The sequence below is a fragment of the Dactylosporangium sp. CA-152071 genome (genome assembly GCF_050936335.1).
Lineage (GTDB): Bacteria > Actinomycetota > Actinomycetes > Mycobacteriales > Micromonosporaceae > Dactylosporangium > Dactylosporangium maewongense.
On the sequence record NZ_JBNJMZ010000001.1, the window covers coordinates 5892992 to 5912618 of the forward strand.

A 19627-nucleotide genomic window follows, 5' to 3' on the forward strand; every position below is an offset into this window, starting at 1 on the left:
TGACGAATAGCCGAACGCGGGACCCATTTACCTCGTATCTAGGGAATATTGGTACCCGTGAGAGGACGGCACGCAGCGGCGGACCTGAGAAGCAACGGGTTCGTCGCACTCGCCGCCGGCATGATCCTTCCCCTCGTCGTCATCGGTGCCGTCTATGGCGGCTACCAAGTGATGTCGGCGGCGGGGTGCTCGGGCACGGTGCGGCTGTCAGTCGCGGCGAGCCCGGAGATCGCGCCGGCCATCAAGGACGCCGCGAATCGGTGGGTCAAGACCGAGCCGCGGGTCGACAACGAGTGTGTCTCGGTCGATGTGGCCGCCGTGGGCGCATCGGAGGTCGCCGCGGCGATCGCCGGTGAGCACGGCGTCTCCATCAACACGCTCGGCCAGGCCGACGGCAAGACGCTGGTGCCGCACGTGTGGATCCCGGACTCCTCGATCTGGCTTCAGCGCATGCGCGCCGCCCGCGAGGACCTGGTGCCGCAGGCCGCACCGTCGCTGGCGCGCAGCCCGATAGTGCTGGCGGTGCCGGAGCCGACGGCGAAGTCACTCGGCTGGCTGGAGAACAAGCTCACCTGGAAGCAGGTGCTGCAGCAGATCGTCGGCGACACCCGGATCACCGCGGGCATCGTCGACCCCAAACACGACGCCGTCGGCATCTCCACGATGGTGGCGATGGCGTCGGTACGAGACCAGTTCGGCCCTGAGGGCGACGCCCTGACGGTCGGCGCGATCAAGGCTCTGACCAGTGGAAAGTCGGAGCAGCAGTCGGGCCTCATCGCCCGGTTCCCACGCGACGCCGACCCGCGGACCCTGTCCACCGCGGTCACGCTCGCGCCGCTGTCGGAGCAGGCGCTGCACGCGTACAACGCGACCGGGCCGGCGGTCCCGCTCATCGCTGTCTACCCGGACCCGGCGCCGATCGCGCTGGACTACCCGTACGCCGCGATGCCCCGCCTGTCACCCAACCGGGCCGCCGCCGCGGAGCAGTTCCGCGCCGTGCTGTCCGGGGCGGACTTCCGCAACATGCTCTCCTCGCACCAGCTGCGCGCCAACGACGGCAGCGTCGGCGCCAACATGACCCTCGGCCCCAGCGCCTCGACCGGCGGCACCGTCACCCCCGTGCCGGAGCCGAAGGTCATCAACGCGGCGCTGCAGATGTGGATCGAGATCACCCAGCCGTCACGCATGCTGGCGGTCCTCGACACCTCCGCGGCGATGAAGACGGCCGTCCCGTCCGCCGGCGGCCTCACCAAGCAACAGATCGCCGTCCAGGCCTCGCTCGGAGGCCTGGACATGTTCCCCGAGAGCTGGGCGGTCGGCCTCTGGTCGTTCTCCACCGGCCACCAGCAACTGGTGCCCATCGGCCCGTTGAACGCCCAGCGCGACCAGCTCCGCGGCGCGCTGGGCAGCCTGAAGCCCAACCCCAAGGGCGGCAGCAACCTCTACGACACCGTGTTCGCCGCGTACCAGTCGGTCCAGCAGGGCTGGGACCCCACCCGCGGCAACTCGGTCGTGGTCATCACCGGCGGCCGCAACAACAACCCCGCCGGCATGTCCCTCGACACGCTCGTCAGCTCATTGCGAAAAGCGGAGAACAAGGACCAGCCGGTGCAGATCATCATCATCGGCGTCGGCTCCGAAGTGAACCAGGCCGAGATGCAGAAGATCGTCGACGCGACGGGCGGTGCGGTCTTCATCGCCCAGGACCCGTCCAAGATCGGAGACATCTTCATGAAGGCACTCGCCCTGGACGACGGCCGTTGATAGGCAAGCTGGAGACGGTCCCGGCCGCCTCGGCCCCGGACCTGCTGGCCGCCCCGGTCCTCGCGGCGCTGCACTCCCCGGAAATCTTCGTCGCTCCGATCGACCCCTCCTTGGCCGACACCGCCGAGTTCTGCGCCGCGTACGACGTCTCCCTTGAGCAATCCGCCAACTGCGTCGTCGTCGCCGGCAAACGCGAGGGTTCGGTGCGCTACGCGGCCTGCGTCATCCTGGCCACCACCCGAGCCGACGTGAACAGCGTGGCCCGCAAGCGCCTCGACGTCCGCAAGGCCAGCTTCGCCCCCATGGACGACGCTGTTTCGTTGACCGGCATGGAGTACGGCGGCATCACCCCCATCGGCCTCCCCGCCGACTGGCCCGTCCTCATCGACTCCCGCGTCGTCGACGTCCCCTGGGTCATCGTGGGCAGCGGCCTACGCCGCAGCAAGATCGTCCTCCCGGGCGCCGCCCTGGCCACCCTCCCCACCGCCGAGGTCATCCCCGACCTGGCCCGCTGACCCCAGTCGAAGCAGGCCACGTCAATCCCCATAGCGATGACTCGATTGCGGGTCCGGCCATGGTCTCCGGCACCGGGGTCCGCCCGGCCTCGTGAGCCCAAGCCTCGAACCCCTCGACCACACGGTGCGGGTCGACCCGTCCGGGCCGGCCGTCGCCCAGGTCGTACAGCCCGAGCGGGTTACCGAACACCCGCATTCTGCTCGGCGTGGCGAACCACGACCCGAACGCCTGCCGCACCCCCCGGCACGCCGGAAGAGGACCGTCGGCAGACTTCGCGAGCAGGAGCGTTCCGTACCAACCCATGAGCCGGCACTGTACGAGATGCGCCGCACCGTGGTCATCGACTTCGGGTTCGGCGGCGCATGGGACACCGCGATCCAGGCAGCAGAACGCCTCAGTGACGAGGCCTTGGCATACGCGTCAAGCTGCGGGAACTGATGCCCGCCCACCCGTCGCCGCCCAGCAGACAGGAAGCCGGCAGGTGAGCAGGGCGGCGCGACCGTTGACCTGCCCTGCGCGACCTGGGTCACGAGCAGCAAGGCGGGCAGTACTCCGACAACTGCGTCGAGGTGACCGGCCTGGACTGTCCATAGGACGGCGAAAGACCAGCAGCACCAGCTACTGGTCTTGAGGGGGCGTTGGGTGGAGCGAAGCTCCCCCACTGGGGAGCGGCCCGAAGGGCCGCGCGGGGAATGCTGACACCACCCCGGCGAGCCCGCCGCAGGCGCGCGAGCAGAGTGCGCCGATTGGTGGAAGCGAGGGGACTCGAACCCCTAACCCCCGCCTTGCAAAGGCGGTGCTCTGCCAGTTGAGCTACGCCCCCGAGCGAGGGAATCCCTCGGTGTTGACCTAGCGCAGGTCAGGTGCGGTGGTGGCCTCGTGCCAGAGCGCGCGCTCCTCGCTTGCGGTCTTCACGCGCTTGGCGACATAGGCAGCGGCACCGACGACTGCGACCACCACGAGCACCTTTTTCCACATGTGGGGCTAGCTGGAATCGAACCAGCGACCTCAGAGTTATCAGCTCTGCGCTCTAACCGACTGAGCTATAGCCCCGTTACACCGATCCCCGCGAAAAGCGGCGTATCAGCGCGACGATGAAGGTTACCGCACCCGACACCCAAGCCTCAAACCGGTTCCCCCCGCGGCGAGTCGAAGCGCCCGCCGCGAGGGAAAACGCAGGTCAGTCCTTCTCGGCGAGGGTCAGCTCGATGCCGCCGACCAGGTCGGCGCAGACGTTGTAGATGAAGGAGCCGAGGGTGGCCAGCGCGGTGAAGAGGACCACGTTGACCACGCCGAGGAGGGCGGCGCCGCCGATGACACCCTTCGCGGTGATGCGGAAGGTGTTGTTGGCCTGGCCGCCGGTGGAGCTCACGATGTCGGCAAGGGCCTTGTTGACGCTGTTGAAGACGTCCATCGCGTCGAGGGCCAGGTAGAGCACCGACGTGGCGACGATCACGACGACGAACAGGACGAACGAGACCGCGAACGCGAACTTCATCACAGACCACGGGTCGATGCGCTTGAGGTGCAGCCGGGCCCGGCGCGGGCCGCGGCCGACCGCGGAGCTGACCGTCTTGCGAGCGGCACGGACGGCCTCGGTGACGCGGGCGGAGCCGCTCACCGCCGCCGCGGGCGTGTTCAGCGCCTGCGTGGCGCCCGCGTTGGTCGGGCGCACGGAGGCGCGTGCGACGGCGACGCTGGCCGTGCCGGTCGCCGCGCCGCTGGTGGGCGCCGCCGGCCCGCCGGCGCCGAGCGTGACCGGCGGAGGCGTCGTGACGCCCGCCTTGCCCATCGCCGCTGAAGGCGACTGGATCGGCACCGTCAACGAGTCGGGCGGCGGGGCCATCCCCGGTGCACGCTGAAACTTCGGCGTGCCGCCGATGGTGGTCTCGCCGGGCGTGCTGGTCCCGTTGACCGCGCCGGCGTCGCCGCCGGCGGCAGGCGCCCCCGAGTCGGATCCCGTCATGGCAGCCTCTCCGGCCGGCTTGGCCTCATCGGTTGCTGCCGAGGCGCTCCCCGACTTCGCCTGTGTGTCTGTCATCAACTAGTCCTGTTCGTCGGGCTCATCGGCGTTGCGGGCGATCGCGACGATGGTCACACCCTCCGGCAGGTCCATGAGCTTGACCCCCATTGTGTTCCGATCCCGCGTACGTCGTACAGGCTTCACGGGAGTCCGGATCACGCCACCATTTGAGGTGATGGCGAAAAGCTCATCGTCCGGAGAGATCACCGCGGCGCCAACGAGCCCGCCGCGACGAGACGTGATTTTAGCGGTGAGGACACCTTTGCCGCCGCGACCTTGCACCGGATATTCCTCGATAGGAGTCCGCTTGGCGAAGCCACCGTCGGTGGCCACCAACACGTCCAGATCCATCCCTTCGCGCACAACTTCCATCGCCAGCAGTTCATCACCCTCGGCGAAGCGCATGCCGATCACCCCCGACGTCGCGCGGCCCATGGGGCGCAAGGTGTCGTCGTTTGCGGTGAAGCGGATCGCCTGCGCCTGCTTGCTGACCAGCAGCAGGTCGTCCTCCGGGCCGAGCAGCGCGGCGCCGACGAGCTCGTCCTCGTCGCGCAGGTTGATGCCGATGATCCCGCCGGACCGGTTGGAGTCGAACTCCTCCAGCTTGGTCTTCTTGACCAGGCCGTCCTTGGTGGCCAGGACCAGGTACGGCGACACCTGGTAGTTCGGGATCTCGATCACCTGCGCGATGTGCTCGTCGGGCTGGAACGCCAGCAGGTTGGCGACGTGCTGACCCTTCGCGACCCGGCTCGCCTCCGGCAGCTCGTATGCCTTCGCCCGGTAGACGCGTCCCTTATTGGTGAAGAACAGCATCCAGTCGTGCGTCGAGCAGACGAAGAAGTGGCTGACGATGTCGTCCTGCCTCAGTGTCGCACCGGAGACACCCTTCCCGCCGCGCTTCTGCGAGCGGTACAGGTCGACCTTGGTGCGCTTCGCATACCCGGTGCGGGTGATGGTGACGACGACGTCCTCCCGCGCGATGAGGTCCTCCATGGAGACCTCGCCGTCGAACGGGATGATCTGGGTCCGCCGGTCGTCGCCGCGGCGGGAGACGATCTCGGCGAGCTCCTCGGAGATGATCTGCCGCTGCCGGGCCGGCGTGGCCAGGATGTCCTTGTAGTCGGCGATCTCGATCTCGATCTTCGCCAGCTCGTCGAAGATGCGCTGGCGCTCCAGTGCGGCGAGCCGCCGCAGCTGCATGTCGAGGATGGCGGTGGCCTGGATGTCGTCGATGTCCAGGAGGTTCATGAGGCCGTTCTTCGACTCCTCGGCGCTCGGCGAGCGCCGGATGAGTGCGATGACCTCGTCGAGCATGTCGAGGGCCTTGACCAGGCCGCGCAGGATGTGGGCGCGCTCCTCGGCCTTGCGCAACCGGTACGCGGTGCGCCGGACGATGACCTCGATCTGGTGCGTGACGTAGTGCCGCACGAACTGCGCGAGGTTGAGCGTGCGGGGCACGCCGTCGACGAGCGCCAGCATGTTGGCGCCGAAGGTCTCCTGCAGCTGCGTGTGCTTGTACAGGTTGTTGAGCACGACCTTGGCGACGGCGTCGCGCTTGAGCACGATCACCAGGCGCATGCCGGTGCGGCCGGAGGACTCCTCGCGGATGTCGGCGATGCCGGCGAGCTTGCCCTCCTTGACCAGGTCGGCGATGCGCTCGGCCAGGTTGTCGGGGTTGACCGCATACGGAAGCTCGGTGACCACGAGGATGGTCCGCCCGCGGGCGTCCTCCTCGACCTCGACGACGGCGCGCATCCGGATGGAGCCGCGGCCGGTCCGGTACGCGTCGATGATGGCCGACGTGCCGACGATGAGGCCCTTGGTCGGGAAGTCGGGGCCCTTGACGATCTTGATCAGCTCGTCGAGCGTCTCGGCCTCGTCGGCGTCGGGGTTGTCCAGGCACCACTGGACGGCCTGGGCGATCTCCCGCAGGTTGTGCGGCGGGATGTTGGTCGCCATGCCGACGGCGATGCCGGTGCTGCCGTTGACGAGCAGGTTGGGGATGCGCGACGGCAGGATCGTGGGCTCCTGGGCCCGGCCGTCGTAGTTGGGGACGAAGTCGACGGTGTCCTCGTCGATGTCCCGCAGCATCTCCATGGCGAGCGGGTCGAGGCGCGCCTCGGTGTACCGCATGGCGGCGGCGGGGTCGTTACCCGGCGAGCCGAAGTTGCCGTTGCCGTCGATCAGCGGGTAGCGCAGCGACCAGTTCTGCGCCATACGGACCATGGCGTCGTAGATCGAGGCGTCGCCGTGCGGGTGGTAGTTACCCATCACGTCGCCGACGACGCGGGCGCACTTCACGTAGCCGCGGTCGGGCCGGTAGCCGCCGTCGAACATGGCGTAGAGGATCTTGCGGTGGACTGGCTTGAGGCCGTCACGGACGTCCGGAAGGGCCCGCCCGACGATGACGCTCATCGCATAGTCGAGGTAGGACCGCTGCATCTCGACTTCGATGCCGATCGGTTCGATCCGGCTCGCGACCGCTGAACCACTCTCGTCGGGGGTCTCCGGAGTGGAAGTCGGTTCCGTCACTCTTTATCCCTTTTCTCAGTGTCGACGGTCAGATGTCGAGGAACCGGACGTCTTTAGCGTTGCGCTGGATGAACGAGCGGCGTGCTTCCACGTCTTCGCCCATCAGGACGCTGAAGAGCTCGTCCGCGGTTGCAGCGTCGTCCAATGTCACCTGACGGAGCATGCGGGTCGCCGGGTTCATCGTCGTTTCCCACAGCTCGGGGTAGTTCATCTCACCGAGACCCTTGAACCGCTGGATGTCGTCGGGCTTCGCGTTGGGCTTGCTCTGCTGGCGCAGCGTGATCAGGCCGTCGCGCTCACGGTCGGTGTACGCGTACTGCGCGTCGTCGCCCTTCTTGTTCCACTTGATCTTGTACAGCGGGGGCGCCGCGAGATACACGTGGCCGAGCTCGATCAGCGGGCGCATGAACCGGAACACCAGCGTCAGCAGCAGCGTCTGGATGTGCTGGCCGTCGACGTCGGCGTCGGCCATCAGGATCAGCTTGTGGTAGCGCAGCTTCTCGATGTCGAACTCGTCGTGGATGCCGGTGCCCAGCGCCGTGATCAGCGCCTGGACCTCGTTGTTCTTGAGGACGCGGTCGATACGCGCCTTCTCGACGTTGAGGATCTTGCCGCGGATCGGCAGGATCGCCTGGACCCGCGGGTCGCGTCCCTGCTTGGCCGAGCCGCCGGCGGAGTCACCCTCGACGATGAACAGCTCGGAGACCCGGGGGTCGTTGGACTGGCAGTCGGCCAGCTTGCCGGGCATCGAGCCGGACTCCAGCAGCGACTTGCGCCGGGCCAGCTTGCGCGCCTGCGAGGCGGCCAGTCGCGCACGGGCGGCTTGGGACGCCTTCGTGATGATGGTCTTGACCTCGGCCGGGTTGCGGTCGAACCAGTCGACCAGCCACTCGTTGCACACCTTCTGCACGAAGCTGCGGGCCTCGGTGTTGCCGAGCTTGGTCTTCGTCTGGCCCTCGAACTGCGGGTTGGTCAGCTTGATCGAGATGATCGCGGCCAGGCCCTCGCGGATGTCCTCACCGGTGAGCTTCTCGTCGCCCTTGAGCAGCTTCTTGTCCGCGCCGTACTTGTTGACGACGGAGGTCAGCGCGCTGCGGAAGCCCTCCTCGTGGGTGCCGCCCTCATGCGTGTTGATCGTGTTGGCGAACGTGTAGACGCTCTCGCCATACGACTCGTTCCACTGCATGGCGATCTCGACGGAGATGCCCTCGCCGTCGGAGCCGAACTCCACGACCGAGCGGTGGATCGGCGTCTTGGTCGCGTTGAGGTGGCGGACGAAGTCGGCGATGCCGTTCTCGTAGCAGAAGACGACCTCCCGCTTCTCCTCGGGCGCGTCGGTGCGCTCGTCGCGCAGCGCGATCTTCAGCCCGCGGTTGAGGAACGCGTACTCCTGGATGCGCCGGTAGACCGTCTCGTAGTTGAACTCGAGGGTCTCGAAGATCGCGCCGTCGGGGAAGAACGTCACGCTGGTGCCGGTGCGGTCGGTCGCCTCGCCCTTCTGCAGCGGGTCGGGCACCGAGTTGCGGTACACCTGCCGCCAGACGAACCCGTCCTTGTGGATCTCCAGGTCGATGCGCGTGGACAGCGCGTTGACGACCGAGATGCCGACGCCGTGCAGACCGCCGGAGACCGCATATGCCTTGCCGTCGAACTTCCCGCCGGCGTGCAGCACGGTCAGGACGACCTCGACGGTCGGGCGCTGCTCCTTCGGGTGGATGTCGACCGGGATGCCACGACCGTTGTCCACGACCCGGACCCCGCCGCCCTCGAGCAGCGTGACCTCGATGGTGTCGCAGAAGCCCGCCAGGGCCTCGTCGACGGCGTTGTCCACGACCTCCCACACCAGGTGGTGCAGGCCGCGCTCGCCGGTCGAGCCGATGTACATGCCTGGGCGCTTGCGGACCGCCTCGAGCCCTTCGAGGACGGTGATCGCGGAGGAGTCGTATTGGCCTTCGGGCTTGTTTGCTACCACCCTCGGTCGCTTTCTCGCACTGGCCGGCCACGCTGGAAGGCGCCCCGGGTCTCGTGCGGAGTCGTGCGAGCACTACGGTCGCGGATGCGGGCACGCAAGTGGCCTGCGCCCCACCGAACGGGCGCCGCGACCACCGGCGGGCCGACACCGCGGACGCGTGCACGCGGGGATGTGTCGGCTGGTTCTCAGAGCCTTCGCTCTGCCCGCAATCCTACTGTGCCCCTGCGACATTTTCGCATCGGGACGGCGCCTGTAGTCGTCGTAGCGGCCCGAACGGTACGGGGCGAAGGTCCCCCTACGCGGGAGGGGTCCGGACGGGCGATGACGGGCGGCACGGCGAGCGCTGGGATGCTGTCGCCGGGTTCGGCACCTGCGGGGGTCGCGCAAGCGGCCGTTCGTGCCGTATGTTCCCCGCCGCGGGGGCGGGGCAAGTGTGAGAGCGAGGGGTCCGCGATGGGGTTGGACAACGTCGCCGTGCAGTGGCCGCGCACCGGACGGTTCTACGACCCGGTGGCGCCGGCCGAGTTCGTCGACTTCGCCGAGCTGGCAGAGAAGCTGCCGCTGCACGCGGGGCCGGCCGCGGCACTGGCGGACCATGTGGCGAAGACCGGCACGGTGCGCGTCACCGGTTATACGGAGTTGGTGGACCTGCTCTTCGGGCTCAACGGTGTGCTGTTCGCCACCGATGCGGCCGCCGAGGACGAGGATCCGGTGATCAGCCCGGACGACTGCGCCTGGATCGCCGGCGGGCTCGAGCGCTTCGTCAACGGGCATCAGGAGTTCGGCGACGAGATCACGTTCGAGACGGTGAGCACGGTGCTGCGCCGGGCCCTCGAAGGCTCCCGCCTCGCCGAGCAGCAGCTGCGCTGGCTGCAGAGCCGCCTCGACGCGCTGCGTGACGACACCGGCGACGCTCCGCAGTGGAGCTACACGATCGCCGAGCTGGACGTGCTCGCGAAGTTCTACCGGCGCTGCGCCAACCGCGGGTTCGCCGTATACGCCGACTTCTAGATTCGGCGTTTGCGGCATCTGTACGGACTCAGCGGGCCCGACACCCGTAGCCCATCGGGCCGAGGGTCGGGTCCGCGTGGCGGCCGGTCAGCCGTAGGTGTCGCGCGGACCTCGCCCGCGCACCCGCATGGGCCCGCGGCTCCACGAGGGCGTCGACGGACCGTGGATGTGCAGCTTCTTCACGACGTTGTGACCGACCTCACCCGCGATGCGCGCGATGAGCCGGCCGGAGAGCATCCGCAGCTGCGTCGCCCACGCCGTGGACTCCGCCTCGACAGTCAGCTCCCCGTCCTCCAGCTTGATCGGCCGGCAGTGGGCGGCCACGTCGGCGCCGACGACCCGCTCCCACTCGCCGAACACGGTCGCCTCGGCCGCCGGCCGCTGCCAGCCCCGTGCCTTCACGACCCGCCCCAGGAGCGCGCCGAACAACTGCGGGTCCCTCGGGTCGGGCCCCGGTCCGGTGTACCCGCGCCGCCGCCGCGAGTCGCCGCCGCCCTCGGGCACGGCCTTGCGCCGCGGCTGCGCCTTCCGCTTGGCGAGGGCCGCCTCGACCGCCGCCCGGGCCAGCTCCGGCCCGCTCTTGTCGCCGGCGCCCGTCCGGGGGTCTCCGCCGGGGCCGCCACCGGTGTCAGCCACGTCGCACCTCGCCTCCGCCAACCTCGTAGCGCGCGCCTCGGAGCGCGCGGGGCACGTCGTCGTCGACGGCACACGTGACGATGACCTGGCTCGCGCCGCTGACGAGCTCGGCGAGCCGCTCGCGGCGGCCCACGTCGAGCTCGGCGAACACGTCGTCGAGCACCAGCACCGGCTCCACCGCGTCGTCCCGCAGCAGATCGTAGGCCGCCAGCCGCAGCGCGAGGGCGTAGGACCAGGACTCCCCGTGGCTGGCGTACCCCTTCGCCGGCAGGTCGCCGAGCGTCAGCGTCAGCTCGTCGCGGTGCGGGCCGACCAGGGTCACCCCCCGCTCGACCTCCTGCTTGCGGGCCTCCCCGAGCGCCACCAGCAGCGCCTGCTCGATCTCCCCCTGTGCCGTTTCCCCCTGTACCGGCAGCGGGAACGACGGGCTGTAGGCGATGCGGGCGTCGGACCGGCTGGCGCTGACCGCCGCGTATGCCTTGGCGACGTGCGGCGCGAGCGCGGCGACGAGGTCGAGCCGCGCCCGGACCAGCTGGGCGCCGTGCTGGGCCAGGTGGCTGTCCCACACGTCGAGGGTCGACAGGTCGCCGCCGCGGCTGCCGCCGGTCTTGCGGGCCAGGTAGGCACTGCGCAGCAGCGCGTTGCGCTGTTTGAGCACCCGGTCGTAGTCGGAGCGCACGCCGGCGAACCGCGGCTGCCGGGTGACCAGCAGCTCGTCCAGCATCCGGCGGCGCTCGCCCGGGTCACCGCGGATCAGCGACAGATCCTCCGGCGCGAACAGGACCAGCTTCAGCGCGCCGAGGATGTCGCGGGTGCGGGCCACCGGCGACCGGCCCAGTCGCGCCTTGTTGGCCTTGCCGGGCTCGATCGACAGCTCGACGAGCAGCTCGCGCTCCTCGTGGACGATGGCGCAGCGGACCACCGCGCGGCTCGTGCCGAAGCGCACCAGCGGCGCGTCGGTCGCGACCCGGTGGGACTCGAGGCTGGCCACATACGCGAGGGCCTCGACCAGGTTGGTCTTGCCCACACCATTGGGCCCGACGAGCACGCACGCCCCGGGCCCGAACTCGACGACGACCCGCTCGTAACTGCGGAAGTCGACGAGCTCGAGACCGCGGACGTACAAACTCAGCCCTTCTTGACCGCGTGACCGCCGAACTGGTTGCGCAGCGCGGCGACCGCCTTCATGGCCGGCGAGTCGTCCTGCCGCGAGGCGAACCGGGCGAACAGCGACGCCGCGATCACGTTCATCGGCACGGCCAGCCGGATGGCCTCCTCGACCGTCCAGCGGCCCTCACCGGTGTCGTCGGCGTAGCCCCGCAGGCCGTCGAGGTTGGGGTCCTCGTCGAGGGCCCGGTCCATCAGGTCCAGCAGCCACGACTGCACGACCGAGCCGGCCCGCCACGACTTGAACACCTCGGGGATGTTCTCGACGTATTCGGAGGCCTCGAGCAGCTCGTAGCCTTCGGCATAGGCGTGCATCATGCCGTACTCGATGCCGTTGTGGACCATCTTCGCGTAGTGACCGGCGCCGACGCCGCCCGCGTGCGCGAAGCCGAACTCGCCCTCGGGCTTGAGCCCTTCGAAGATCGGCATGCAGTGCTCGACGTGCTTCTTCTCGCCGCCGACCATCAGCGCATAGCCATTGGTCCGGCCCCAGACGCCGCCGGAGACGCCGACGTCGAGGTAGCCGAGGCCCTTGGTGGCGAGCCGCTCGGCCCGGGGGCGGTCGTTGCTGAAGCGCGAGTTGCCGCCGTCGATGACGATGTCACCGGGAGACAGCAGACCGGAGAGCTCGTCGATGGTCGGCTCCGTGTACTGCACCGGGACCATGATCCACACGACGCGGGGCGCGGCGAGCTTGTCGACCAGCTCGCTGAGCGACGACACGTCGGTGACGTCTGGGTGGTGGTCGTAGCCGATGACCTCATGCCCGGCGGCGCGCAGCCGCTCGCGCATGTTGAAGCCCATCCTGCCCAAGCCGATGAGACCGAGCTGCATGTCTGGTGCCTCCGAAACTCAGCTGCCGATGCGAACCGGCATGATCAAGTACCAGTATCCAGGGATGATTTCTCCATCATCCTTGGCCGGGGACATGACCGCAGGCTTCTTCGGGTCAGTGAACGACAGCACGGCGATCGGGGCGTCGAGCGCCTTGAGGCCGTCGAGCAGGTATTGGTGGTTGAAGGCGATGGTCATCGGCTCGCCCTCATAGGTGCAGTCCATCGCCTCGCTGGCCCGCGCGTCCTCGCTGCCGCTGGCCTCGACCACGAGACCGTCGGCGCTGAAGGACAGGCGCACCGGGGTGGACCGCTCGGCGACCAGGCCGACGCGCCGGACCACCTCGTTGAGCGCGGAGACCCGGATGCGGGCCTGGGCGTTGTGCGTGTCGGGCAGCAGCGCCCGCACCTTCGGGAAGTCGCCGTCGAGCAGCCGGGACGTGGTGCGCCGGGTGCCGCCGGCGAAGCCGATCATGCCCTCGCCGATCTTGCCCCGCGACAGCGCGACGGAGACCGAGCCACCGGTCGGACCGAGCGTCTTCGCGGTGTCGTCCAGGGTGCGCGCCGGCACGAGGGCGGCGAGGCTGACGTCGGGCTCGTCAGGCCGCCACTCCAGCTCGCGCACGGCGAGGCGGTAGCGGTCGGTGGCGAGCAGCGTCAGCTTGGTGCCCTCGATCTCGACCCGCACGCCGGTGAGCATCGGCAGCGTGTCGTCGCGGCCGGCGGCGATCGCCACCTGCGAGACGGCACCGGCGAAGGTGGCCGCGTCGACGGTGCCGGCCAGCTCGGGCATCTCCGGAAGCGTCGGATAGTCCTCGACGGGCATCGTCGGCAGCGTGAACCGGGCACTGCCGCACGTGATCTCGACGTGCGACCCGACGGCGGCGACGTCGACGGGCTTGGCGGGCAGCGACTTGGTGATCTCGGCGAGCAGGCGCCCGGAGACGAGCGTCGCGCCGTCGGCGTCGGCCTGGACCTCGACGGTCACCTGGCTGGACACCTCGTAGTCGAAGCCGGACACCTGCAGGCGGCCGTCACCGACTCTGAGCAGAACACCGGCAAGCACCGGCACAGAAGGGCGGCTGGGCAGGCTCTTGGCTGTCCAGGCGACGGCATCGGCGAGCGCGTCGCGCTCGACTCGGAACTTCATCGCGGTCCTCCCGCGTCGTCTCGTCTCAAGCGTGGTGCTGCATCGAACCTTAGGGCTTCCCCGGCGGTGCCGTGCACCGACCCCACCAAAATTCCAGCCCGAGACTTTTCCACTTGCTGATGATTGCTTTTTTCTCTCTTTTAAAGAGATTTACTTCGTAGTCATAGGTGGTGTGGATTCTGTGGACAACCCCTGTTTTAGCAGCTCAGCGGGGTTATGTCTCTGGGTATGAGCTGTGCATAACCCTCTGTGTACAAGGTTGTGGATTGTGGATAAGCGGTCATCCACAGGCGTTGTCCACCGGCTATCCACCGGGAATCCACAGGGTTCCTCCACCATCTGGGGATAACTCGTCCCGAGCCGTGTTCACGTTCTGTCGATGATTCGATCACTCTTCGGATGTATCCACACGTCTTCCACACGCTCTCCCCAGGAGTTATCCACAGACTGTGGACGGACCTTGTGTGCAATCCGTAGCCGCCCCGTCACTTGTGAGCACTCGACCACCCAGCGTGGCGAAGAGTTGGCACAAACGAAGTTATCCACAGGTTCTGTGGACAAAATGTGTGGATAACTCCGGCAAACCCCTCGGGGGTATATGCCCACAAGCTGTGGGCAACCTGGGGACGGCGCTGTGGACAACTTATTGCCATAAGCGCCTGGATCCCAGGTCGGAGGCCTGTGGAAACAGTGGATAACGCGGGTTGTCCACAGGCTGTGCGCAACGTCGGTGGACAGTGCATTCTTCGCAAATCGACTCGGTGTCGCGAGGGAACTCACAATGTTGTCCACAGGCTGTTTGTGAGCACCGCTCAGGTCGGCGGTTGTGCACAGCCCGTCGGCCCCGCCGATCGGGGTCGCGGACAGGGCGGCGGGCGGCAGTCGTACACCTGCCGCGACCGCAAACAGAAGGGCCGGACCGGCGCCGTCACGCGCCCATCCGGCCCTCTGCGGGACGTCGGCCCCTACGTCGTCTGCTTGATGCGGTTGGTCAGCTCGGCGATCTGGTTGTAGAGCGAGCGCCGTTCGGCCATCTGCTGGCGGATCTTTCGGTCGGCGTGCATGACGGTGGTGTGGTCGCGGCCGCCGAACGCCTGGCCGATCCGTGGCAGGGAGAGATCGGTCAGCTCGCGGCACAGGTACATGGCGACCTGGCGCGCGTTGACGAGCACGCGCGACCGGCTGTGCCCGCGCAGGTCCTCCAGGCTGACGCCGAAGTAGTCCGCGGTCGACGCCATGATCTGGTCCGCGGTGATCTCGGGCCCGGAGCCGTCGGGGATGAAGTCGCGCAGCACCTCCTCGGCGAGGCCGAGCTCGACGGGCGCGCGGGTCAGGTTGGCGAACGCGGTGACGCGGATCAGCGCGCCCTCCAGCTCGCGGATCGACGACGCGACCCGCGACGCGATGAACTCCAGCACGTCCGGCGGCGCGAACAGCCGCTCCTGCGCCGCCTTCTTCTGCAGGATCGCGATCCGGGTCTCCAGGTCCGGCGGCTGGATGTCGGCGAGCAGGCCCCACTCGAACCTCGTCCGCAGCCGGTCCTCGAGCGTCGCCAGCTGCCGCGGCGAGCGGTCGGAGCTGATCACGATCTGCTTGTTGGCGTTGTGGAGGGTGTTGAAGGTGTGGAAGAACTCCTCCTGCGTCCGCTCGCGCGTCTCCAGGAACTGGATGTCGTCGATCAGGAGGATGTCGACGTCGCGGTACCGCCGCTGGAACGCCTGCGTCTTGTCGTCGCGCAGCGAGTTGATGAAGTCGTTGGTGAACTCCTCCGTCGACACGTAGCGCACGAAGCGGGCGTTGCCGAGCATCGTGGCGTACTGGCCGATCGCGTGGAGCAGGTGCGTCTTGCCGAGCCCGGAGCCGCCGTAGATGAACAGCGGGTTGTACGCCTTGGCCGGCGACTCGGCGACCGCGACCGACGCGGCGTGGGCGAAGCGGTTCGAGGAGCCGATGACGAACGTCTCGAACGTGTACTTCGGGTTGAGCCGGTTGCCGGCGGAGTCGCCCGCGGGGGTCTGTGCGCTGCGGCGGTCCTCGCGGCCGGTGCCGGGGTTGGACGGCGGGCGGGGCGGCAGGGGCTCCTCGTCCTGCAGCGGCGAGCGGCGCAGGCGTTCGTCGCGGGCGGCCTCGAAGGCGGTGCCGGAGTGCTCCGTGCGTTCCGCCGGCGACCAACCGGTCGTGCCCTTGGAGGGGGTGTCGGACGGAAGATCGAACAGGCGGTCGCTCTGGGGCCGCTGGTCCTGCGGCTCGTGTGCCCGCCGGTCCTGCTCGTAGCCCGGCCGGTCGTGTTCGTACCCCGGCCGGGCCTGCTCATAGGTCGGCCGGTCCTGGTTCGGCCGGTCCGGGAGCATGCGGTCCTGGATCAGCCGGTCCTGCTCGTAGGACGGCTGCGGCGGCGGCTGGTACTGCGACTGTGGATACTGCGGTGCCGAAGCCGTGTCCGCCAGCTGGCCGGCGGTGCCGTTGGACCAGTGCGAGGCTGACGGGGCCGGCAGCGGCGGCGCGTCCTCCGGGGGGCGGACCGTGACGGCGACCTGGATGGCCCGGCCGAGCAGCCGCGACAGCGCCTCGGTGATGACCGGCCGGAGGCGCGACTCGATGACGTCGCGGGTGAACGCGTCAGGCACGGAGAGCAGCGCGGTGTCCTCGACGATGGCCCGTAGCCTCGTCAGCCGCAGATAGGCACGCTGCTGCGCCGAGACGATCTCGTCTGCGAGCTCGTCCGTTGCCGCATGCCATACAGCTGCGAGGTCGGTGTCAGTCACCGTTCGCGCACCCCCATCGTCGCCCCCCACCGCGAGTGGACCGTGCGCCGGAAGTTCCGCCCGTCCCGGGTCCCATTGTCCACAGGTTTTCCACAACCTGTGTATCAACGAGTCATGTGCCGTGGACGGATCGTCCTGATTCCCCCTCGCCCCGTGCCGAGTTGGCGGCTGTCGTGGCCCCGTGGCGGAGGTTCTGCAGGTCGGATGCGGTGCCATGCCCCCTGTGGCGCATCCGATTAGTGGCGGAAAGTCCTTTGTGCCCCGTCGCCGGTCGTCGCGGTGTCTACCGGCAACCGGGCACGTTAACAGCGTTGTCCACAACCACTCAACCGTTGTCCACAAGTAACCTGTGGATTTCGGGCCGATCCGTGGCATCGTTGACGGTCTGTAGGGCCGCGCGTACCCTGGTTCGGCTGGGGAAGCTTTCCCTGATAAACTCCAGTGACCAGCCCTACGCCGCTACGAAGACGGAGCCCGACGTGAGCAAGCGCACCTTCCAGCCGAACAACCGCCGGCGCGCGAAGACCCACGGTTTCCGGCTGCGCATGCGCACCCGGGCCGGCCGCGCGATCCTGTCGGCGCGCCGCGCCAAGGGGCGCGACCGCCTGTCGGCCTGACCGACGCGGGTCCTCCGGGAGGCAGCGTGCTGGCGGCCGCTCAGCGTCTGCGGCGGCGGGAAGACTTCGCCGCCACCATTCGCAACGGTCGCCGCGCCGGTCGCGGAGCCCTCGTGGTGCATTTCCTGCAGTCGACTGTCGAGCCGGCGCCAGCAGATCAACCGTCTGCGCGCGCCGGCTTCGTCGTGTCTGACGCTGTCCTTGATCGTGAAGTCGCCAGCAGTACAGGCGAGGCATCGGCCGACGCGGTCCAGCCGGCGCGGGCCGGGTTCGTGGTCTCCAAGGCGGTCGGCAACGCCGTCGTCCGCAACCTGGTGAAACGCCGGCTCCGGCACCTGGTCCGGCCGCACCTGGCCGACCTCCCCCCGGCGGCCATGGTCGTCGTCAGGGCACTACCCCCCTCGGCGACAGCAAGCTACGAAGACCTGGGCCGCGACCTCGAGGCGGCCCTGGCGGCCGCGCGCCGCCCCAGAAGCCGGGAGGGACGTCGATGAACGTCGGAGCCCGGGTCGTTGCCGCTCCCATCGTCGCGTACCGTCGTTGGATAAGCCCGGCGTTGCCGGCGCGTTGTCGGTTCTACCCGTCGTGCAGCGCTTATGCCCTGGAGGCGGTCGGCACTCACGGCGCGATCCGGGGAATCGGTCTCGCGATCTGGCGGCTGCTGCGCTGCCACCCATTCCACCCCGGTGGGTTCGATCCGGTGCCTCCGCGCCGGGGAGCCTCGCCCGAGCCCGAGTCGACGTGACTGGAGCAGTGTCGTGATTAGCAAGCTGATGGGCGGGATCTACTGGCTGATCTCGCAGGTGATGCTGTTCTGGCACACCGTGTGGGACAAGGTCATGCCCGACCACCGCACGCTCGGCACCAACTGGCAATGGGTTCTCGCGATCGTGTTCCTGGTGATCACGGTCCGGGTCGTGCTGTTCCCGATCTTCGTGAAGCAGATCAAGTCGCAGCGTGCGATGCAGGCGATCCAGCCGAAGATGAAGGAGCTGCAGGAGAAGCACAAGGGCGACCGGGAGACCCTCCAGAAGGAGGTCATGAAGCTCTACCAGGAGGAGAAGGTCAACCCGCTCATGGGCTGCCTTCCGATGTTCCTGCAGATCCCGGTCTTCATCGGCCTCCTGCACGTGCTCCGCCACCTGAAGCCCGGCACCTCCAACCACCAGATGGAGCTGTACGGCTGGAGCATCCCCGAGTTCATGGGCGCCGTCGACGCCCGGCTCTTCGACGCCCCGATCGTCGCCAAGTTCAGCAGCAGCGCCGCCGACCTCGCGAAGATCGAGGCCAACTCGACCACCGTGAAGATCGTGGCCGCGATCCTCGTCGCGCTGATGATCACCACGACCTACCTGACCCAGCGTCAGATGATTATGAAGACCGGGTGGAACAGCGACCCGCAGCAGCGCATGATCCAGAAGTTCATGCTCTACGGCATCCCGTTCTTCACCCTCACCTCCGGCTGGTACTTCCCCATCGGCGTCATCATCTACTGGGTCACCAACAACGCGATCACCCTCGGCCAGCAGTACTGGGTCCTGCACAAGTACCCGCCGCCGGCGAGCGCGACCGCCAACACGACCCCGTACAAGAGCAAGGGCGGCCCCTCGCTGACCAAGGGCGGCGCCCCCGCGGCGAAGCCGGCCGGCGGCCTCCGCTCGATGCTCAGCAAGGCCAAGGACGAGGCAGCGGCGCAGCAGGCCGCGGCGGCCGCCGCCAAGCAGGCCCAGGCCAACGGCAAGGCCCTTGCCCCGAAGCCCGGCGCCAAGCCGATCAACCCGAAGAAGGGTGGCGCCGCGAAGCGGCAGTCGGGTTGATGCGACCCCGTCGGCCCACCCCTCCTCGGGCCGGCGAGCGGCGCTCCCTGTGCACCACCACCCCTCACCGACGACCTGTGACGGCGCCTCGGCGCCCCAAACAAGCGGAGATGAGTTTCGTGACCGACACCACCAGTGATCTCGACGCGCGCGGCACCGAGGACGACGCTGCGGATCAGGACGCCAACCTCGACGAGATCGAGGACGCCGACGACACGGACGAGGCCGACGAGGACGCCGACTCCAGCGACGGCGAATCGGCGAAGGCTTCCGGCGGCAGCAACGGCCGTGCCGCGGCCGACCTGTTCCGGGAGAGCGAGATCGCGGCCGACTACGTCGAAGGCCTCCTCGACATCCTCGACTACGACGGCGACATCGACGAGCTCGTCGTCAGCGGCCGCCCCGTCGTCGAGGTCGTCGAGGGCGGCGACGGCTCCGGCCGCCGCCTCCAGGCACTCGTCGGCCAGCGCGGCGCCACCCTCGAGGCACTGCAGGAGCTGAGCCGCCTCGCGGTCTTCCGGCAGACGGGCTCCCCCAGCCGTCTCCTCCTCGACGTCGGCGGCTACCGGGCCTTGCGCCGCAAGGAGCTCGGCGCGATCGCCAAGAACGCCGCCGAGAAGGTGAAGGAGTACGGCGAGGCCGTCCGCCTGGAGCCGATGAGCGCCTTCGAGCGCAAGTGCGTCCACGACGTCATCAACGCCCTCCCCGGCGTGGAGAGCGAGTCCGAGGGCGTCGAGCCGGCCCGCCGGATCGTGGTCCGCCCGGTCGCCTGACCCAAGCCCACCGCGAAGCGGGGCGCCCCATGACGGGGCGCCCCGCTTTCC

General features: G+C 68.7%; 16 protein-coding genes, 2 tRNA genes and 1 pseudogene. 8 read left to right on the forward strand and 11 right to left on the reverse strand.

Features of this window, described 5'->3' with window-relative positions; all coding sequences use genetic code 11:
- Positions 1-57 precede the first annotated feature (57 nt).
- Together ACQEVZ_RS26385 and ACQEVZ_RS26390 are read left to right on the forward strand one after the other, a co-directional pair.
- Complete coding sequence (locus tag ACQEVZ_RS26385; RefSeq protein ID WP_433371143.1) at positions 58-1764, forward strand: substrate-binding domain-containing protein; 1707 nt, start codon at positions 58-60, stop codon at positions 1762-1764.
- Positions 1764-2279 (forward strand): YbaK/EbsC family protein, encoded by a 516-nt coding sequence (locus ACQEVZ_RS26390; protein WP_433376998.1) that lies wholly within the window; start codon positions 1764-1766, stop codon positions 2277-2279. Before ACQEVZ_RS26385 ends, ACQEVZ_RS26390 begins: the two co-directional genes overlap by 1 nt.
- Before the next feature lie 748 nt (positions 2280-3027).
- On the opposite strand, the gene ACQEVZ_RS26395 is transcribed toward ACQEVZ_RS26390, so the two are convergent.
- The 6 genes from ACQEVZ_RS26395 to gyrB all read right to left on the reverse strand — a co-directional run bounded on the left by ACQEVZ_RS26395 (position 3028) and on the right by gyrB (position 8807).
- Positions 3028-3103: transfer RNA gene (locus tag ACQEVZ_RS26395), tRNA-Ala, on the reverse strand.
- 26 nt (positions 3104-3129) lie between these two features.
- Entirely contained in the window at positions 3130-3258 is a 129-nt protein-coding gene (locus tag ACQEVZ_RS26400; RefSeq protein WP_344508479.1) for a DLW-39 family protein, read from the reverse strand.
- Between the two features lies 1 nt (position 3259).
- Positions 3260-3333: transfer RNA gene (locus tag ACQEVZ_RS26405), tRNA-Ile, on the reverse strand.
- 127 nt (positions 3334-3460) lie between these two features.
- Positions 3461-4321, reverse strand: a complete 861-nt coding sequence (locus tag ACQEVZ_RS26410) for a DUF3566 domain-containing protein (protein ID WP_360569333.1) — start codon at positions 4319-4321, stop codon at positions 3461-3463.
- Between the two features lie 3 nt (positions 4322-4324).
- The gene (gene gyrA, locus ACQEVZ_RS26415; protein ID WP_344508483.1) at positions 4325-6835 is read right to left on the reverse strand and encodes a DNA gyrase subunit A; all 2511 of its coding nucleotides are present in this window, start codon (positions 6833-6835) and stop codon (positions 4325-4327) included.
- A 28-nt stretch (positions 6836-6863) separates the two neighbouring features.
- Positions 6864-8807 (reverse strand): DNA topoisomerase (ATP-hydrolyzing) subunit B, encoded by a 1944-nt coding sequence (gyrB, locus tag ACQEVZ_RS26420; protein ID WP_360569332.1) that lies wholly within the window; start codon positions 8805-8807, stop codon positions 6864-6866.
- A gap of 453 nt (positions 8808-9260) precedes the next feature.
- Between gyrB and ACQEVZ_RS26425 the strand changes: the two genes are divergently transcribed.
- Positions 9261-9818 carry a hypothetical protein gene (locus ACQEVZ_RS26425; RefSeq protein WP_344508487.1) on the forward strand — a complete coding sequence of 186 codons (558 nt, stop codon included), beginning with the start codon at positions 9261-9263 and terminating at the stop codon, positions 9816-9818.
- Positions 9819-9905: 87 nt separating this feature from the next.
- On the opposite strand, the gene ACQEVZ_RS26430 is transcribed toward ACQEVZ_RS26425, so the two are convergent.
- The 5 genes from ACQEVZ_RS26430 to dnaA all read right to left on the reverse strand — a co-directional run bounded on the left by ACQEVZ_RS26430 (position 9906) and on the right by dnaA (position 16744).
- Complete coding sequence (locus tag ACQEVZ_RS26430; protein ID WP_344508489.1) at positions 9906-10454, reverse strand: DUF721 domain-containing protein; 549 nt, start codon at positions 10452-10454, stop codon at positions 9906-9908.
- The gene (recF, locus tag ACQEVZ_RS26435; protein WP_344508491.1) at positions 10447-11580 is read right to left on the reverse strand and encodes a DNA replication/repair protein RecF; all 1134 of its coding nucleotides are present in this window, start codon (positions 11578-11580) and stop codon (positions 10447-10449) included. The genes ACQEVZ_RS26430 and recF overlap by 8 nt, the downstream gene beginning before the upstream one ends.
- A gap of 2 nt (positions 11581-11582) precedes the next feature.
- On the reverse strand, positions 11583-12455 hold the full coding sequence (gene gnd / locus ACQEVZ_RS26440; protein WP_344508493.1) for a phosphogluconate dehydrogenase (NAD(+)-dependent, decarboxylating): 873 nt from the start codon (positions 12453-12455) through the stop codon (positions 11583-11585).
- A gap of 18 nt (positions 12456-12473) precedes the next feature.
- Positions 12474-13604: a DNA polymerase III subunit beta gene (gene dnaN / locus ACQEVZ_RS26445; protein ID WP_433371151.1), complete on the reverse strand. Its 1131-nt coding sequence runs from the start codon at positions 13602-13604 to the stop codon at positions 12474-12476.
- A 965-nt stretch (positions 13605-14569) separates the two neighbouring features.
- On the reverse strand, positions 14570-16744 hold the full coding sequence (dnaA, locus tag ACQEVZ_RS26450) for a chromosomal replication initiator protein DnaA (RefSeq protein WP_433371154.1): 2175 nt from the start codon (positions 16742-16744) through the stop codon (positions 14570-14572).
- 104 nt (positions 16745-16848) lie between these two features.
- Between dnaA and rpmH the strand changes: the two genes are divergently transcribed.
- The 5 genes and pseudogenes from rpmH to ACQEVZ_RS26475 all read left to right on the forward strand — a co-directional run bounded on the left by rpmH (position 16849) and on the right by ACQEVZ_RS26475 (position 19576).
- Positions 16849-16986, forward strand: coding sequence for a 50S ribosomal protein L34 (gene rpmH / locus ACQEVZ_RS26455; RefSeq protein WP_033360019.1), 138 nt, complete (start codon positions 16849-16851; stop codon positions 16984-16986).
- 26 nt (positions 16987-17012) lie between these two features.
- Positions 17013-17480, forward strand: coding sequence for a ribonuclease P protein component (gene rnpA / locus ACQEVZ_RS26460; RefSeq protein ID WP_433371156.1), 468 nt, complete (start codon positions 17013-17015; stop codon positions 17478-17480).
- Positions 17477-17748: pseudogene (yidD, locus tag ACQEVZ_RS26465) on the forward strand (membrane protein insertion efficiency factor YidD). Before rnpA ends, yidD begins: the two are co-directional and overlap by 4 nt.
- An 11-nt stretch (positions 17749-17759) precedes the next feature.
- The gene (gene yidC, locus ACQEVZ_RS26470) at positions 17760-18803 is read left to right on the forward strand and encodes a membrane protein insertase YidC (protein ID WP_344508614.1); all 1044 of its coding nucleotides are present in this window, start codon (positions 17760-17762) and stop codon (positions 18801-18803) included.
- 110 nt (positions 18804-18913) lie between these two features.
- Positions 18914-19576: a protein jag gene (locus tag ACQEVZ_RS26475; protein WP_344508501.1), complete on the forward strand. Its 663-nt coding sequence runs from the start codon at positions 18914-18916 to the stop codon at positions 19574-19576.
- The last annotated feature ends 51 nt before the right edge of the window (positions 19577-19627 follow it).